Genomic DNA, 349 nt, shown 5'->3' on the forward strand with positions numbered 1-349 from the left:
TTTTACCACAGGTAGTAGTGTATGGTAAAAGGGGTGGTAATGCTGTGCAGGAAAATAGTAACAGTGGTTTTTACTTTTCTAATTCATTAGGAACAGGAAAGTTTGGTTACAATAAAGGTGATGGCTTTTTTAAAAGGGTGGGTAAATTTGCTGCTAATACTGTATCTGATGTATGGAATGGTGTTGTAGGGACGGCAGATGCTGTTTTACACCCGATTCAAACCTTAGATGCAGTGGTTAACGGGGTTGAAGGGCTGATTAAATATATTGATGAGAATTCAATCGAACAAATAATCAGTGATGCGGGAGAGAAGGCACAAGACCCCCACTTCTGGGAAGGAATGGTAGC

1 protein-coding gene is annotated in these 349 nt (G+C 40.4%); it reads left to right on the plus strand.

Annotated elements, in window-relative coordinates; translation table 11 throughout:
- Positions 1 to 349, plus strand: a 349-nt coding sequence (locus D9O48_RS18860; RefSeq protein ID WP_158624947.1) for a hypothetical protein, incomplete at both ends; no start/stop codon positions are given.

The organism is Gynurincola endophyticus (assembly GCF_003991195.1).
Lineage (GTDB): Bacteria > Bacteroidota > Bacteroidia > Chitinophagales > Chitinophagaceae > Gynurincola > Gynurincola endophyticus.